This is a genomic window from Arenibacter sp. 6A1, from assembly GCF_012272855.1.
Classification (GTDB): Bacteria; Bacteroidota; Bacteroidia; order Flavobacteriales; family Flavobacteriaceae; genus Arenibacter.
In genome coordinates this window covers 189,128-206,358 of sequence record NZ_JAAXCQ010000002.1, presented here as the reverse complement: position 1 = coordinate 206,358, position 17,231 = coordinate 189,128, and the positions used below count along the sequence as shown (strand labels likewise).

The window sequence follows — 17,231 nt, the reverse complement described above, 5'->3', positions numbered from 1 at the left end:
AAATCCCGCCCAGAAATTACGGTCCGGTCAGGAAAACTTTACAAATGGGGGATTTTATATCATAGTTGATGCTATCCATAATCCATTTGGTTATAGGATAGTGGTGAAAGCCTTTCTGAAATACAATAATGATAGTTTTATTAGTCTATCAATAGTATTGGAGTGATATTCTTAATTAAATACCCCTCCTGCAGCTTCAGGAGGGATATAATAATGTATTTTATCTTAATTCACGTGGAAGTTAAAAACATTGGAAAAGGAGCTGTTTCCTTGTGAGTCATTCGTTTTTATTTTCCAGTAATAGGTTGTTCCAGCGGATACTTGAACATTTTCTAATTTGCTTTCTTGTAGCTCGGTTACTAAAGGCTCTAAGGATTCCGTATCTCCAAAATACACGTCATAACTAACGATATCTCCATCTACATCACTTCCCTTCCATTCTAGGGTGACGAGATTGTTTGTAGCCGTTGTTTTTGCTTCATCTGCTGGACTTATAATTGCTGCAGGAAAGGGGGCATACGAGCTGACTCCTTCTCCGGAACTATAAAATTGCCAAGTGTCACTTTTTGCTGTTTCCATGGAGGTACTAGATGTTGAGGTTACCGCCCAAGAATACGGAACCCCTCTTTCTACAGTAATAGATTTCTCAGTAGTATTTATGGGAAAAATGGATGTAGTCCCTGTATTTAGGTTTTTTACTTCTAAAGTATAGGAGTCCGTATTTTCACTGGGATTCCATTGAAATACAATACTGGTTTTTTTATCATCTATGACCGTGCCTTCCGAACATTCCGTATTGTTGTCAGGAAAAACTAAAGTTACAGGTGTAGGGGCCATTGCTTCCGTGTCACCACCTTCATTTTCCTTGGCACACCCCAATAGGCATATTGTTAAACCAAGTGCGATTAATCTTTTCATAATTTTATAATTTTAATATTTTTTTTATTGGTTTGAGTTTTTATTTCCATGGAGTAAAGACCTGTTTTCAGGTGATTGGCATCTATTTCCGCTGTTCCGTTTTGGACGGGCGATGTTTTGGCCATCAATAGAACACCGGTATTGGAATATAAATTCACAGAAACAATATTAGAAGTATCGTCATTACCTAATTGAATATAGATTTTATCTTTTACAGGGTTTGGATACACTACAATATCACTCGGTACAAAAATGGTTTTTTCAAACACACCTTGACAATCTTTGTCCGTTGAGACTTTAATAGTGTTCAGACCTTCTTTGAGTGGTAATTTCATTTCAGGATTGTCAGTTTTGAATTCGAATCCGTTGACATCAATGGTGTATTGTTTGGCATTGGACATCTTTAAAGCGAGGCTCTTAGATGATTTATCCAGACTAGACTCCACATTCAATGCTTCGGGTGCAGTTATTTTAAGATAGTAACACTGACTATAACCTGGCATTTCTGCTAAGGTGAGGCAGACTTCATAGGTGCCAGATGTTAAGCCGTTTATTTCCGTGGCATTTGTAAATTCGTAGGAACCGTTTGTTTCTACTCCAACAATGGTAGCGGTGTAACTAAAGGCTTCCGTAGCGGTTATTACTATTTTACCATTACCACTATTATTACAGCTTTCCCCGGTAGTTTGAATTAAGAAATTGTTTAGTGGTAACGACGAATCCATAGGGCAGCCATTTTCATCTACTACTTCCGTGGGATCCGTTTCTGGACAATGGTCGTTGACATCCAATACACCGTCATTATCGTCGTCATCATCACATACATCTGCAATTCCATCGCCGTCAAAATCGGATTGATTCTCGTTTGTAGGGTCAGGACACTTATAGGTATCCGTGCCATCAGTCAATTCTTCAAGACTAAATCTTTTAAATCTGATTTTAGTATAGTTCTCTGTTTCGTATAATACCCCGATTTTTCCATCCGGTAAAATCGTTAAACAAGAATATGCAGAGGAACCAGTCTGATATATCTTGGAATGGGCCCAGGTATTTCCTTCATCATAACTGATTCTTACAGTTCCATCTACTCTAGAAGACCTATTTCCAGCATTACTAAACAATATTCTGTCTTTATCATAGCCATCTATGGTAGAAGTATACCTTAAAATATTCCCTTGGTTGATGGGGTCTATTAAAGTAGCATCGAAGGTATAAGGGGTCCAAGTTTCACCCAAATCGGAGGTACGTGTTATTAGTCGTGTTTGCGTACCGTAATGGTTACGCGCATTGACCATAATACTACCATCATTTAACTCCACAAGGGTATTCTCATCAAATTTGGCATAACTATTATTTTCACTTCTATGCCATGTTGCTCCATGATCTTTACTATAAAGTATGGAACCATAAATAACACCACTGCGTACTACGGCTATAGGAATTACCAAGGTGCCATTTCTCAATTGGATGCCGTTTCCTCCGGAGGCCCAATAGGAGTTGTCTCCTGTTTTATAAAGATCGGCTGTTAAGTCTACCGGTTCCGACCAGCTTACTCCATCATCATCACTATATACATATTGAGATCTTAAAGTATCTGGGCTATTTGGATCGCCGTTGGAACCGAATATGTTTTTTCTTTCCGAGTAGGCATAAAAAATAAAAATCCTTCCAGTTGTTTTATCCACAACGGTACAGGCATCACCACCATGTTGTGTATTGATTATAATATTCTCGCCCCATGTGGTACCGTTATCAGTACTTCGTCTTGCATATAAATCTATCCTACCGGGTACATCGGCAGAATTGTTTAAGCGGGCATCTGAAATGGCCAATAAAGTTCCTTTGGTGGTAGTTACCAATGAGGGGATTCTATACGTATGAGGTTTGCCATCCGTAGCATAGGTTGTTTGGCTACTGGTAAATAAATCAAGGGTGATTTCTGAGGTCAATACATCTGGTTTATCAGAGGCCTTATAAGAAAAGGTATAATCTTCTACTTCTCCATCGGTGAAAACGTCACATGGGGAAATAGGATCTATAGTACTATTGGAGGAACGCATGGCTATCCTCATTCTTGTGGTGCCTTTCAGTGAAATTGCACCAATGTTCTTATTCGAAAATTTTAGATCTTCGCCAGTATTGGCTCCTGACCAATTAAATATCTCTTCTCCGGCATCTGTAAAATCGCCGTCCCCATTTTTATCGATCCAAACATGGATTCGTTTGGTCGTGGTTGCAGTTGGATTTCCAACACCAAAATTAAAGGTGTAAGAGCCTTCCGAAACTAGTTCTACATTGGGGAAGCTTACATTTTCATAGCCTACGTTCTCTGAGGTATGTTGTAACAGATCGCCATTGGCTGCTGAGGTGCTAGATAAATTTAGATATTTTAAAAAGCTTGCCGTAGATGCCGCTGGTTCTGGTTCGCAATAAGAGCCTTCGGAGGGTGTAGTTATGGGGAATGTAATTTTATAGTCTTCGACTTCACCATCGGTGAAAACATCACATGGAGAAATAGGGTCTATTGGTCCGTCTGATGATCGCATGGCAATCCTCATTCTTGTGTCGCCCTCTACGGTAATTGAGCCGATATTTTTATTGGTGAACAAAAGGTCGGCTGAGGTATTTGCTCCTGTCCAGTTGAATATCTCTTCTCCGGCATCTGTAAAATCACCATCCCCATTTTTATCGATCCAAACATGCACTCGTTTGGTAGTGGTGGCCGTGGGATTTCCAACACCAAAATTGAAGGTATAAGAGCTTCCTGAAGCTAACTCCACATTGGAGGAGCTTACATTTTCATAGCCCACATTCTCGGAAGTATGATGTAAAAGATCACCATCGGCCGCTGAGGTGGTAGAAAGTTTAAGGTAGTTAAAATAACTCGCCGTAGAAGCCGTTGGTTCTGGTTCGCAATAAGAACCTTCGGAGGGTGTATTAATGGGGAATGTAATTTTATAATCTTCGACTTCCCCATCGGTAAAAACATCACATGGCGAAATTGGGCCTATAGCGCTATCTGAAGATCGCATGGCAATCCTCATTCTTGTGGCACCCTCTACAGTAATTGCGCCGATATTCTTATTGGAAAATTTTAAGTCAACCGCGGTATTCGCTCCTGTCCAGTTAAAAACCTCTTCTCCGGCATCCTCAAAATCTCCATCTCCGTTTTTATCGATCCAAACATGTATTCGTTTGGTCGTGGTAGCCGTTGGATTGCCCACACCAAAATTGAAGGTGTAAGCGTTGTCCGAAGCTAATTCTACATTGGTGGAGCTTACATTTTCATAGCCCACATTCTCGGAAGTATGATGTAACAGATCGGCATCTGCGGCTGAGGTACTCGATAGTTTTAGGTAGTTAAGATAGCTCGCGGTAGAAGCTACTGGTTCTGGCTCGCAATACGTACTTTCAGTCGGTTCTTCCTGAGCGTTGCAAATGCTGCAGATAAAAGAAACAATAAAGAGCAATGTTTTTTTCATAATGGTTGGAGATTAATTTGGTTAAAATTAACATGGTTATTAGGAGTACTAAAATAGGATAAAAATTGTATTATGTCATACAAAAGACAATTAAATAACAGAAAATGAGATCAGTGTGAATTTGGTTTATTTAAAAAATGGGGTGGTTTTAATTTTTGAAACCGGAGAAATCTATATAAAATAGTAGGTATAGCATTTATTAATTGTTTTTTCAACACCTACTTTTCTTATGCTCAATTTTTCAAAGCCTCGGGTTTTGGGACTTATCCTATAAAGAGTTTCATATGAGGGCTCAAGCGCATTCTTAATACGGATCCTTTTTTAGGGAGGGAATACAAGGAAGGAGGGAAGTATCTAAATTACTGTTTCTCCTTTTTTAGATATCAGCAATTTATTTTGGCAAAAACTTCATTTTCCCGCGTTAGGGACCGCGGCGGCATCCCCGCAGCAGGGCAAGGGATATATGATCAATCCCAAAAATTAATTCTAAATTAAATTATCCGTTTTATTATAATTTAAGAATTGACAGGTGGCATCGCTTAATGACGCATCTCTATGGCGTGATGGATATGTACAATAATTTTGTGGTAAGGAAAAGAAGTACCCAGACAAGAGCTCCCCTTTAATTAACCGCTATTGGTACCCTATTATTACATTAGGAATTTAGTTTATTTATAAATAAAAATTTCCTACAAAATATTTCACAAATAATTTAAAAACCTATATTTGGTATTTTAATGACAAAAAATGAAGGTATAATATATTTAACAAACAGTAAATTACAACTAGTAACGTAGGTTTTTTTATACTAAAAATTAATTATATAAGTTTCTGTATAAATCGAGTAATGCTTATTGCAATAAATATTTATCGAGGTGAAATATTTGGATGTAGGTATAACTTCCTTTGTGTTAATGTTTTTTTAGCGATTCTGATGATATATATTCGATGAAAACCTAAATAAAAGATTAGGTGTAACAGATAAAATAAATCTAACTAAATACCATTTTAATAACCTCTTATTTAAAGTTTTATGAAATTGTTAAAATATTACTTCATAGTAATTATTTCTATCGTACTGAATGGTTGTGGTCCAAATTTAACATATGAGGAGCAAATGAATTCATATAAAGAAAATTACAATAAGGCAGTTACGTTTTTTGACGCAAATCATTTTAGAACAGCGATAAATTATGCCGATAGATGTATTAGTATTACTGATACGTTATCGGTAGCTTATTATATAAAGGGTGAGGCTTTATTAGAACTCGGAGAATTAAAGGAGTCAGAAGCAACTTTTGATATCATAATTGATTTAGAAGGAAGTAAATCTAGGGCTTATAAAAATAGAGCTTTAGTTTATTTTCGAATGAATGATTCTAATTTTATAGATGATATTAATAATTATTTAGAGAACTACCCCAATGACGAGGAAGCAGGTGTTTTAAAAAGAACTTATTATGAAAGTAATGAAAGTTTTAATAAAGCCATTCAGGAATATAACATTGCAATTGAAAAAGATAATCAAAACGTAGACCTATATATTAAAAGGAGTATTTTGTTTTTCAAAAATAAAGATTTTAAAGAAGCATTGCTAGATTGTAATACAATATCCCAACTTTCTCCTGAAAATTTAGATAATATTAAAAGGAAAAATGAATTAGAGCAAATATTATATAAAAACAATAATAGAAACAAATTACTTATATCATTGGGAGTTGTTTATTTATTATATGTCTTGTTGTCATTTTTTGTTCTAAAACCATTAGTGTTAAAGAAATCTAATCTATTAGGAGGTGAAATTATTCTAGGAAAAGACCCGTTAATTTGGCTATTACCTATAGTGCTTTTATTTTTTTTTATAATAGTTAACAAGTTTAATTATATACTAACTTTTTAATTAATATTATATGGCTAATACAATATTCTGTACGAATTGTGGCGCTCAATTAACTTATACAATTTCAAGTTGTACATGTGGTTATAGTATGTCTACTTCTGAAAAAAATGAAATTTATGGTAAGCTTCAAACAGTAGATAACTTTCAATTTATTGATTCCTCACAAGGAAAGTTAATTGCCGAGCGATTTAATCAATTGGAAGAATATAAATTAGATAGAACTTATTTTAGAGGTTCATCGGCAAAAAAAGCTTATGAGCGAAAAAGCCATTTTATACAGAAAAGTTTAATCCCAAATGTGAATAGTTACGCTAAAACAATTAGTGAAGCTGAAAAAATATTGGCGATTGATAAAGTTGAAGTCTATGGTAAAATTGTTAATATTACTGATTTTGTCTTAAAAGAATTCTTTGGACCACTGGCGGTTAAGGATAATAATTTGCAATGCTTTATAGAGTTCAGTGATTTTGGTAAATATGAATTGTCTGAAACCATTGTACAAAGTAATCTCGATTTTTCTGATATTAAAACGACTAATTTCGGAAGTATTGGAAATAACATAATGTCCTCGGTAGGGAGGACATTAGAAAATGGTTCTTTTAAAGAATTATCTAAAAAGGACCATTGGTCTGAATCAGATATTAAAACTGTAAAAGCAGAAGTAGGTATTGCTATAGCTGCAGAGGCAATTAATGGAGCTCTTAAAATGATGGAAGAGAATTCACAAGTCATTAATGACGTAAGGGTTGCAGATGAAAAATTAAATGATAAACTATCACAAATAAGCAATGTTTTTAATTCCTTGACCATTGAAGAAAAAGAATTAGCAAAACAAAAAAGGCTTTTTGATACTGCTGGCGTCACTCTAGATTCATGTTTTGAAAAGAATCTTAAACCAATTATGGAAGAGTTAAAAAAAGACGCAGTATACATTAAATATAGTAAAGAAAGAAAGCAATATGATTTAAAACAAGAAAAAATAAAAATAGATAACGAGGTTAATTCTACTAGTGTTGACGTGTCATTTTGGAGTTGTGTATTATTTTCTGCACGTTATAATTATAAAAGACTTTTTAAAAAAAGACTCAAAAAAGTTGAAAAATTAGAAGAATATGTCTCAATTAATTCTACTTTAAAAGAAGGTTTCTATTCAACATTACTAGAATTACAATCTTATCACAAATTAGAGACGGAAAAATTTATAGAATTTGAAAAAATCAACAGACGAGAATTGAAAAGATTACCTGTAATTGCTAATAATCAGAATGTTGTAAGAGGATTTGTGCCAGTATTAAAAACAGTTAGAACTAATTTAAATCAGTAAGTAATGGATAACAAAGAAAATTCCCCGATAGAAAAGAATGAAAAATTTGGATTAGAAGCTAAATTAAAATCTGAAGAGAATCAATTAAAGGCTCAGGAGAATAATTTGAAGGGTCAAGAGAATCAATTAAAATTTCAGAAGGCTGAATTAGTGTCAAAAAGTCTTGATAAAACTGCTGATGCTGCTAATAATATTTTGAAGTATAGTCTTGAGTCAAAAAAATTAGCATCTGACACTGCTATCCAATTTGAAAAAATTAAACAAAACCATTATACGATCAATAAAAATATTGATAACGAATATGAAAAACAAAATAGAGTAATTGATACGGCGGAAGAAGTAGTTCAAAAGGGATTAGAAGACAATGATTTCGGTCTTATAAAATTAGGGTTGGAACAAATGAGTGGAGTAGCCAATCACAACCCAATGGCTGATCTAAAAAATCATTTAGACAATCAAATTGAAAAAGATTTTGAAGACGATGATTTTATTATAGAAATATAACAACTGATTTTTATCTAAGGATAATTAAATCCGTTTGACAAATATTAAATATTTTGTAGTTTAATCCTGTAGTGCCCTATCGGGGAGTTGTTTATATTCGCGTTAGGGACCGCGGCGGCATCCCCGCAGCGAAGCTAGGGATATAGCCAAGTGCCCGCCCGACGAAGGAGGGAACGCCCAAATTAAAATGCAAAGAACTATAAATATTTAGGAGAGATCTGGCTTGAATATGTATATGATAAAAGCCGTAAAATGAAAAAACCCTGATAATCTGTTGATTATCAGGGTTTTGTTGTACTCGAGGTGGGAATCGAACCCACACTCCAAAGGAACTGGATTTTGAATTCTCGATTGTCTGGTCTTATATGGCTCTAAATAGCTTATAAACAGGCTGTTAGTGTTTTTTGAAGAGCCATATAAAACCATATAAAACCAAGAAAAACCATCATTTGTTGTACCTATGTTGTACCTAGAATTCGTATATTTAATACAAACTAGTGGTTATGGGGTCAAGTATAAAGATAACGCTTCGGAAAAAAGCAAACAAACAAGGTCATTTCCCCTTAGCTGTTCGAATCACCAAGGACAGGAAAACCAACTATTTGTATATTGGACATTATATCGACGCTAAATATTGGGATAAAGAAAAACTAGAGGTAAGGAAATCCCATCCAAATTCTCAACGCCTAAATAATTTGCTCGTACAAAAGTTGGCTGAAGCCAATCAAACTAGAATAGACCTTCAAACACGGAAAAATGATATTTCGTCTAAGCAAATAAAAAAGGAGATCGCAAATCCTCTTTCCAAAACTAGCTTTAAGGAAATTGCTGACCAATATCTAGAAGGCTTGGAAAAAACAAATAAACTTCAACGTTTATCATCTGATAAAGCTCGAATTGGTCATTTTATCAGGTTTGTTAACAATGAAGAATTAAGCTTTCAGGAAATTGATGAGACCTTGTTGCGCCGCTTTTCTCTTTATTTGAAATCAACTAGAAATCTATCCCAACGTTCGGTGGTTAACAATTTAATTGTTTTAAGAACCCTTTTCAACAAAGCTATACGATTAGGAATTGTGGACCAAAAACAATATCCCTTTGGGGCCCACAAAATATCTTTAAAATTTCCGGAAACAAAAAAAGTAGGATTGAATATAGAGGAAATACAGTCTATTGAGGCATTGGATGATTTATCTAAGCAGGAATTTAATGCCCGAAGTATTTGGCTCTTTAGTTTTTATCTTGCAGGAATGCGAGTCGGTGATGTTCTACAGATAAAATGGAATAATATTTATGATGGTCGGTTACACTATCGTATGGGAAAGAATAATAAGCTGTTGTCATTTAAATTACCCGATAAAATAAACGGGATACTTAAGGTTTATGAAAAGGACAAGCGATTTGATGATGATTTTGTTTTTCCTGAAATGAAAACGGCCAATCTGAAAAATCCCAAGGATTACTTTAAAAAATTGAAAAACGGGAATAGAAAGGTTAATAAATACCTAGGCAAAATTGCAGAAAAAGCGGGGATAACAAAAAAGCTTACCATGCATATAGCTCGTCATAGTTTCGGTAATATAGCAGGTGATAAAATACCTATTCAGATGTTGCAAAAACTTTATCGGCATTCCTCGGTGACCACCACCATAAATTACCAGGCAAATTTTATGCATAGGGACACAGATAATGCTTTGGAGAAGGTCATTAATTTTTAATTCCCTCCCGATGGCTATAGAGAAAAATATCTAACCAAGGTCATATCCAAATAATTATAGAACATTATTTGTATCTTTACAGTGAGTAAATAAAATTACAATGGACTTACAGGCGGATTTAAAATGGATACACAAAGAGCTCGATAAAGTAAAAGACCCTATATTTATCGAAGCAATAAAGAATATGCTGAAATACAATAAGAAAGTATCATCGGAGCGTATCAGTATCGAACAGTATAATCAGGAAATTGACACATCCATTGCTCAAATAGAAAGCGGACAGACGTACACTCACCAACAAATGGAAGAGCGCATTAAAAAATGGGGAAAACAATAATCTGGACCCATCAGGCAGATGCAGAGCTCAATGAAGCCTTTTTGGACTTATTGGAGCAATCCGAGTCGCTTGAAACCACCACTAAGATCATCACTGAAATTTATGAATCGGCTGCGATATTAGCGACCAATCCAGAGATATATAAGTTGGATATCCTCAAGGAAAACAATAATGGGAATATCAGGGCATACGAAAAACACACCTATAGAATATCCTATTTGGTGGAGGAGGAGGCCGTATATATTATCCGTGTACGCTACGCAAGAAAGGAACCACTTGGATATTAAGAATTCCTAAGGCCCAAAATTTAGGCCGCCCCAACTTTCTAAAAACCAATTCTCTTTGTATTTGGAATAATCCGTAAGCTCGTCTTTAAACCCGTTATAGGCTTCCTCCTCTTGAGAGGTGGTAGGGCCCATGAGCGTTTCCAGGGCGTTCCATCCTGCTCGGAGTGTGTTGGCCTGTGCCAGACGCTCCCGCTCATTGGCAACGGTCACCAAGGCCTCCTTGAATCCGTTTGCCATATGGTGCTCTACGAGTTCCAGTGGCAAATTGGGGGTTATCCTGTCCAACACGTAACTATATGCCGCTTGTTTATAAAGTCCGCATTCCATTAAATGCCCCATCCAAAGGCTTTTTAAATTGTCCTGTCCTTTGGCTATTATGTGATTTAGGCTGACAGGTTGCCTGGCCATGACACTAGGAAGCTCAGGGGACGATAGTAGGTAGTCCTGCATTTTCGTTGAAAGGGCGACCGTTACTTTATATTTGGAATAAAGAGAACCTACCCAGAGTTTTCCTCCCTGCTCTTCAAAATAAAAGCCCCTGGCGTTGAAAAAGGCGATATAGTCCCTTGGGGATTTCTCAAAGGGCGCCTGCATCCGTTCGGCATACCGATGGTAGGCTTTTAGGGCCAAGGTATCATACCGCTCCCTAAAGGTTGGTACCATAGCATTATAGAGTTTTGGGAATACCATGGGCAAAAATAGGGCGGTGGGCCCCGGCTTTATCTCTTTGGCGGATTTGCCGTGCAGCAGCCCTTCCAATAGCTTTTCGTTTTCACGTGCAAAACCAGGAGGTACATACGGGTTTACGCTTGTCTGTAATAAATAACTGCCCAGATCCACTGGTACTTGGTGGAGCTTGGAATTCGCATAGGTCAGGGTGCCCTCATTGTATCGTACGCCCAGACTTTGGACAAGCGCACCAAGGACCTCCCTTTGGTCCAACGTACTAGTGAACAGCCGATCCCTGGCCCGTTGAATAAGGTCGGCCTTCTTTTGCAATTCCTGCTTTTCCTTATTCATGGCGGAGGTATATAGCTTCTCACTAAAAGGATAGTAGTGGGAGGTGATTACCTTCCACAAGGTCCGGTTATCGGTATGTAAGTGTTTCTTAAGGAAGAGAAAGCGCTCCGATTTCATCATTTCCCTAACCAGAACATCTAAAGGAGTTTTAAGGATATGCTCGGAGAACAGGGGTTTGTATCGCAAATCTCGATAGGTCTTTTGGAAGGCTTCCCTCAAGCAGCGTTGGAATTCCAATTCCAATTGCCTGCTGTCCATGTACATTTGGGTGTGTTCGGTTTGGAACAACTCGGGGTTCTCTTGGATGCCTAGACCCCTCCCAATCTCGTCGCTGCGTAGCACATAACCCGTTTTATCATGGATGGTGAAATCAACCACCTGTCCCTGATCGTTGTAGTTTAGCCTACAATCGAGCTTTTGATGGGAGTCCAGAACATCTGGGAGGTGCACGGGACGGAGGGTCCTAAATAGTTTATAGGTAGTTTGTACTTGCTTTTCCAGTCGTTTCTTCACCATGGGCAATAGGGCCGATTCCTTATTGCGCTCGAAGACTTGTTGGAGTTTGGGACCGGAGAATTGGGGGTGCACGGTATAGCCGCCAATAAACCGGGATCGGTATCCTTCCTTGGTGGCAATGCCATAAGCTAGCCCTACCCTACCGGAACGCTCCACTACCTTCAGTTGGATATGGTACTTTTCCAGTAGTTTGCCAAGCTCGTCAAAACTCCGCACCTTATGTTTTTGCAGGGTATTGTTCAAGATGTCCTGCATATAGTAGCGCACCCCGTTACTTTCTTGGGGATTAAACTGGGGCGTTTCCAGTTTGGGAAGCTCTCGGACCGTCCTTTTATTTGGAGAGGGGGAAAGCCCAAACTCTTTCTCCAGGTATTTCTGGGCGGTCATACTCCTTCTATAGTCAAAGGATAGGTTGATCTGGCTGCAGTCTTCCCTAATGGTACTAGAGACGATGTGCACGTGTTCGTGCTCGGTATCGTGATGTCGTACCACAATAAAAGGCTGCTCCCCATAGCCCATATACTCCATATAGGCTTTGGCCAGGGCCAAAAAGGTATCATTGTCTAGGTATTCGCCACGGGGGAGGTTCAGGGTGGCATGTACGTAGCGCTTTTCAGAGGCATGGCGGAAGCCCAAAAAGACAAGTACCTGTTCGAAGACCTTGAGGTTTGTATCCGTATCGGAATAGGTATTGTGGAAGCCGAGAATGGTCGATTCCGGTTTCCCCAGTACGTATTTCAGTACGCCTTGCACTTTGTTACGGTATAGGAGTCGTGCGATCATGATCTTTTTGTTGATTATTATTGCCGAGGGCAGCTTTTCACTTCGCTAGAAGTAGGAGTTTTGCGTAGCGCAAAACATAACTTGCTATCCGTTAAAAACGGATAATCCTATATAAATATAATACATTAAAAAACCAACTTAAAAGACTTATTTACAGTATTTTACGCCTCAAAACCATATGAAGCCATATGAGACCATATAAGACCAGCCCTGGTTTAATATGGTTTTATATTTTATTCGAAAAGATGGTGGGAAAAGGGTTAAATAGGTCGATTACATAGCGAGGGAGAAAAAGGGCAAGGGGTTTTTCGCCCCTTGTGCTTTGGTGCGGGGCCGAGGCTGTCGGGCAAGACTGCGGGAGAAATCCTCCCCTAGCGGATGGGTAAAATGTGGGTAGGGAAAAGAATAGGCTCGGAAGGTAGGTCCGATGGCCGCAGGGGCATGGTAAATATTATAAGTTTAATTACTACCTTCTGGGTAAGCAGGCTCTATCAAAAAAAAAAGATTTGAGCTTTCAAAAGTTTTAAAGGGAATCCTTAGATCCATCCGAAATTGCCTATTAATCTAAGCGGGAGCTAAAATAAATCCTACTATAATTATTCGTTTTTATAATAACTTAAATACCTATACAATCCACTTCGGCAAACTCAGGGCAGGCGTGGCCCGTATAGCCACGGTCTAAAAAGCCCCCTCGATCCCAAAGAGGTCACTGCTATCGCAATTTCTAGGAACTTCTCAATACTTCAAATTTAGCGGCTCACCCTTGTCAGCATGAGCGTGAGGCTTGCGTTAACGGGGTTTTATTTATAACTTTTCAGTATCATCTTAACCCTATTTTCATCTGACAATTCCCAATACCACCATTTATCAGGATGGTTTTTTTCTTCTTGAAATCTTCTTTGATATGGAATTTTGAATAAGCTCAAAAACAATAAAAAAACTTTATCTAATTCATTTTCAGGTAAGGCAATAATCTTGTTTAGATTATGGGATGTAATTCCTTTCTTTAGCAGTATACATGGCGTATATGTAGGTTTCAGTTTTGATTCTAGGATCGCTGTTTCAATATCATTATCATTAGGTTTGGACTGTAATATTAAAAATGTCATATCAGTTAAGAAAGTACGCTTCTTCTCAGATTCGAAAGTATTAAAATTGCTTAGCAACTCCTTACTATTTACCAAACCTTGTCCATATTTATTGATTAACATTTCTTCTTCTAACTTCATAATAGTGTGCATTAGTGAGGATAAATTGTGATGTAGGGTAAATTAGGATTAACAGGTCCTTTGAAAATGTCAATATTTCTTGGAGTATTATTCAATATTGAACGTGAACCAGGTAAAGAGTTTTTAATTGTTTTCCAATTTTTATTATTAAGCCCAGGTATTACATAATCCCAATCAGAATAAACCCCTGCGGTACCCTTTGCACGGCTTCCTACAACCGTAATTGGTTTGTTGATTCTAGTGGCTGCATTTCCTATTCTTATCAATTCTCCTTTAGACAATACACTACTTCCCCCTCTTAGCGGCACTACTGGCGACCGATCTGGCACCTATCTTTATGCCTGTTTTAATACCCCCCTTGACCAATGAAGAGCCGCCTAGGGTAAAAACGTCGTCTACTATTGAACCTGCACCTAGGGCCACCATCCAACCATTACCGTCGTTTATGCCTTGGTATATATCCTTTAACCCTCCCACAATGGGCACAAAGTCCAGTACCGTGTCGGCCACGTCCCCGGCTGATCTGCCCGGTCCGCTTCCCGATATGGAAATACCACCTCCACCAGAAGCACCAAATATAGCCAAATTATTGGGACCGCCACCGCCACCCATAGGCATGTCGGCATGGTATATTTCCGGTGCGGCATGCCTACCGCCACCTCCACCTCCAAATAGCCTTTTCAAAGGTTTGGCGATATGTTTGTTCACCCACTTCTCTACGGGCTTCCCGAAATTCCTGTTCAGCCATCTCCCGATCTGGGCGTCCTTGATCTCATCGGACCAGCTAGCAAGGGCCTTACTGTTTTTCCTCAAATCCCTCTGAGACTGGAGGAGGAGGCAAGAGAAATGAATCAATCTCATTAAACAGATAAAGAATGAAGATTTTTTTGTATTCATCCCTAATAGCCTCCTTTTTCTTGGCATCCAAGTTAAAAAAAGAATTCCCGTATCTTTTTTGGGATATACTATCCCGTACAAAATCAAGGGATTTATCGGCTTCCCTTATTGAGGATATAAACATTTTGCATTCTTGATATGTGATTTTTTCCTTTTCCGGACTTAACATAATCAAATCAATAACTCCAACATTCATACTTTCCCTCTTTAATGTTTCTATATAATTCTTCATTTCTACATCGATCTTGTCACTTTGATAATTTACCAAAAAAAATCCTTTGTTATAAAGATTACAAAGTTACCCTTATCCCCTCCGCCAATATCGGAAAAATCCTCAAATGTAGGCACCAGTCTATCGTTGATCTCCCTTATGACCAAACCTCGATCTGGGTAATTCTCCAATAGTTTTTCTTCAAACCTATCCACAAATTCATTATCCACTAACAAGTTATCGGAATTGAGTACTTCCTCAAAAATCGACATAAAATCTTTCTGCTTTTCACATGAGGTATGTACAATAGAAGAGCTAATCAGTAATAATAGGAATAAATTTAGACGGCTCATAATCAATAGGTTTATAACCAGGTTTGCTTTTAACATGTTCATTGTATCTTTTTTTTGTAATCAATGGGGCATAAAGGTCGAACTTGGCCTTTGGATTTAAAGTTCTCATGTATTTCGCATCCTTGAACGAGTAGTTAAAATCCGCCCATGAAGTACCATGGTGGGAATGAGAGAAACGATTGATCGTAAAATTTCCAAAACCTCCTTTATTGGGATAAGGAGCTACACCGGCTGATTTTTCGTGTAAAGTACCGATGAGGGCCATACGCCCGGTATCTGTATTCGCATCAGCAAAGGACCATTCAGAGGAAGATCTGGCTCCAATCCATTCGTATAGTTTAAGTGCCTCGTTAATATTATTGGTTATGGCGTAATGTCCTTGCTTTGGTCTATTGGAATCATCTTTTCCCCAAATAGTTCGATCTTTTAATTGTGGCAATATACTTCTATCATTCACCCTAATCTCTTCTTCCCCGAACATCAGGTAATCTACTTCACTTCCTCCTTTGTTATCATAATATGAAATATTACCATCGGAATCCATTTTGTACCTGTCAAAGGGTGGATTTATTCCCAAAGGCATTTCTATATTATACGCATCGGGAAGATCCGGCATTATGCTCGATGAGATTTTTTCGGAGCTTTTCTGCCCGCTGGATGGTGTTGGGACCTGATTTTCAGGAGCATTTTTGGCCAAGTTCTTTTCGTACTGATTTTTCTCATGTATCGTTTTAACTACGTTGAATATGGCGTACACAGCTGCGACGGCCCCTACAGCGATCCATTCCCAAGCCTCACCACTAGGGTCCACGTACATCAACGGATTGTTCATCACGTATGAATACCGGTTAAAGCTCATCGTACTAAATGGGTCCTGCACGTAATTATCGGGCATCAAAAAACGATGCAGCATGGAATCGTAGAGCCGCCCGTTCATGTGGATCAGGTTTACGCCCTGCAAATGCTCGTGCCCCGTATAGCCACGGTCCAAGATAGCAAATTTTGTCAAGGCCACATTGTTCCCGTCAGTTAATTTTATGCTCCGGTTAGAGCTGTCAAGAAGCATTGTTATCGCTTTTTCAAAGAACTTTTCTATGTGTCAGGCCGTCCGCCTACCCCTGTAGGCACAAGCGTGATGCTGAAATAAATTTAGTACAAGCTGCTTGCGCTAGCGGAGGTCTATTTTACCACACGACAGGATTCGTACGGAAACGGGCGTTCCAAATTATATTAATCTGCATTTCTCACCCTTTATATTTTATAAAAGTTGAGAAAGCTTTTGTCCGCATAATTGTGCTAATATTTCTATCTTTTTCTCAAAATCATCATTTGTATTATTGAAGGATTGGGAATCAATTAATAAATTGTGATAATCATTCTTAAAAAAATTTCTTTTTATTAGAATGGCATCGGTAATAAAAGAACCTTCCCATACCAAATGTGAAGATCATAGTGGTAAATCACATTTCCTACCACTGATTTGAGCAATGGATTGGACTCCATAAAAGAGGACAAAGATTTAAACTGCTCAATACCTACTTTTTCAATTAAAGGTAGTCGCTTAAAGAAAGATTCCTCCTCTTTACTAATACCTCCATCATTCATGCAAATCTCCAAAAAATAATCCCCATCTTCCCATCCCTTAATAGATATATCTAGAGGATACTTAATTTCATTATTGTTTGAAATGATTCGAATTATATCATCTGCCGAATCAAAGATATGGTAAGTTATCATAATCCATTAATATAA

The 17,231-nt window shown here is 37.8% G+C and carries 16 protein-coding genes; 6 read left to right on the top strand and 10 right to left on the bottom strand.

Annotated features, from left to right (window positions below; genetic code table 11):
* Nucleotides 1-225 precede the first annotated feature (225 nt).
* Complete coding sequence (locus HCG49_RS02355; protein ID WP_168467956.1) at nt 226-918, bottom strand: hypothetical protein; 693 nt, start codon at nt 916-918, stop codon at nt 226-228.
* The gene (locus HCG49_RS02350; protein WP_168467955.1) at nt 915-4,400 is read right to left on the bottom strand and encodes a GEVED domain-containing protein; all 3,486 of its coding nucleotides are present in this window, start codon (nt 4,398-4,400) and stop codon (nt 915-917) included. Before HCG49_RS02350 ends, HCG49_RS02355 begins: the two co-directional genes overlap by 4 nt.
* A 1,033-nt stretch (nt 4,401-5,433) precedes the next feature.
* Here HCG49_RS02350 and HCG49_RS02345 point away from each other — a divergent pair.
* The 6 genes from HCG49_RS02345 to HCG49_RS02320 all read left to right on the top strand — a co-directional run bounded on the left by HCG49_RS02345 (nt 5,434) and on the right by HCG49_RS02320 (nt 10,470).
* A complete protein-coding gene (locus HCG49_RS02345; RefSeq protein ID WP_168467954.1) occupies nt 5,434-6,300 on the top strand; it encodes a tetratricopeptide repeat protein in 867 nt (288 codons plus the stop codon).
* 10 nt (nt 6,301-6,310) lie between these two features.
* Nucleotides 6,311-7,624 (top strand): hypothetical protein, encoded by a 1,314-nt coding sequence (locus HCG49_RS02340; RefSeq protein ID WP_168467953.1) that lies wholly within the window; start codon nt 6,311-6,313, stop codon nt 7,622-7,624.
* Nucleotides 7,625-7,627: 3 nt separating this feature from the next.
* The gene (locus tag HCG49_RS02335; protein WP_168467952.1) at nt 7,628-8,128 is read left to right on the top strand and encodes a hypothetical protein; all 501 of its coding nucleotides are present in this window, start codon (nt 7,628-7,630) and stop codon (nt 8,126-8,128) included.
* A 503-nt stretch (nt 8,129-8,631) separates the two neighbouring features.
* Nucleotides 8,632-9,846: a site-specific integrase gene (locus HCG49_RS02330; RefSeq protein ID WP_168467951.1), complete on the top strand. Its 1,215-nt coding sequence runs from the start codon at nt 8,632-8,634 to the stop codon at nt 9,844-9,846.
* A 100-nt stretch (nt 9,847-9,946) separates the two neighbouring features.
* Nucleotides 9,947-10,183 carry a hypothetical protein gene (locus tag HCG49_RS02325; protein ID WP_072765330.1) on the top strand — a complete coding sequence of 79 codons (237 nt, stop codon included), beginning with the start codon at nt 9,947-9,949 and terminating at the stop codon, nt 10,181-10,183.
* Nucleotides 10,168-10,470, top strand: a complete 303-nt coding sequence (locus HCG49_RS02320; RefSeq protein ID WP_072765331.1) for a type II toxin-antitoxin system RelE/ParE family toxin — start codon at nt 10,168-10,170, stop codon at nt 10,468-10,470. Before HCG49_RS02325 ends, HCG49_RS02320 begins: the two co-directional genes overlap by 16 nt.
* 6 nt (nt 10,471-10,476) lie before the next feature.
* On the opposite strand, the gene HCG49_RS02315 is transcribed toward HCG49_RS02320, so the two are convergent.
* The 8 genes from HCG49_RS02315 to HCG49_RS02280 all read right to left on the bottom strand — a co-directional run bounded on the left by HCG49_RS02315 (nt 10,477) and on the right by HCG49_RS02280 (nt 17,216).
* The gene (locus tag HCG49_RS02315; RefSeq protein ID WP_168467950.1) at nt 10,477-12,789 is read right to left on the bottom strand and encodes a relaxase/mobilization nuclease domain-containing protein; all 2,313 of its coding nucleotides are present in this window, start codon (nt 12,787-12,789) and stop codon (nt 10,477-10,479) included.
* An 800-nt stretch (nt 12,790-13,589) separates the two neighbouring features.
* The gene (locus tag HCG49_RS02310) at nt 13,590-14,018 is read right to left on the bottom strand and encodes a DUF5958 family protein (RefSeq protein ID WP_072765376.1); all 429 of its coding nucleotides are present in this window, start codon (nt 14,016-14,018) and stop codon (nt 13,590-13,592) included.
* Between the two features lie 11 nt (nt 14,019-14,029).
* On the bottom strand, nt 14,030-14,299 hold the full coding sequence (locus HCG49_RS02305) for a hypothetical protein (RefSeq protein ID WP_168467949.1): 270 nt from the start codon (nt 14,297-14,299) through the stop codon (nt 14,030-14,032).
* A gap of 4 nt (nt 14,300-14,303) precedes the next feature.
* Nucleotides 14,304-14,831: a hypothetical protein gene (locus HCG49_RS02300; RefSeq protein ID WP_168467948.1), complete on the bottom strand. Its 528-nt coding sequence runs from the start codon at nt 14,829-14,831 to the stop codon at nt 14,304-14,306.
* Nucleotides 14,815-15,147, bottom strand: a complete 333-nt coding sequence (locus tag HCG49_RS02295) for a hypothetical protein (RefSeq protein ID WP_168467947.1) — start codon at nt 15,145-15,147, stop codon at nt 14,815-14,817. Before HCG49_RS02295 ends, HCG49_RS02300 begins: the two co-directional genes overlap by 17 nt.
* A 29-nt stretch (nt 15,148-15,176) precedes the next feature.
* On the bottom strand, nt 15,177-15,479 hold the full coding sequence (locus HCG49_RS02290; RefSeq protein ID WP_168467946.1) for a hypothetical protein: 303 nt from the start codon (nt 15,477-15,479) through the stop codon (nt 15,177-15,179).
* A complete protein-coding gene (locus HCG49_RS02285; protein ID WP_168467945.1) occupies nt 15,442-16,545 on the bottom strand; it encodes an RHS repeat domain-containing protein in 1,104 nt (367 codons plus the stop codon). Before HCG49_RS02285 ends, HCG49_RS02290 begins: the two co-directional genes overlap by 38 nt.
* Before the next feature lie 332 nt (nt 16,546-16,877).
* Nucleotides 16,878-17,216, bottom strand: a complete 339-nt coding sequence (locus HCG49_RS02280) for a hypothetical protein (protein ID WP_168467944.1) — start codon at nt 17,214-17,216, stop codon at nt 16,878-16,880.
* Nucleotides 17,217-17,231: the final 15 nt, after the last annotated feature.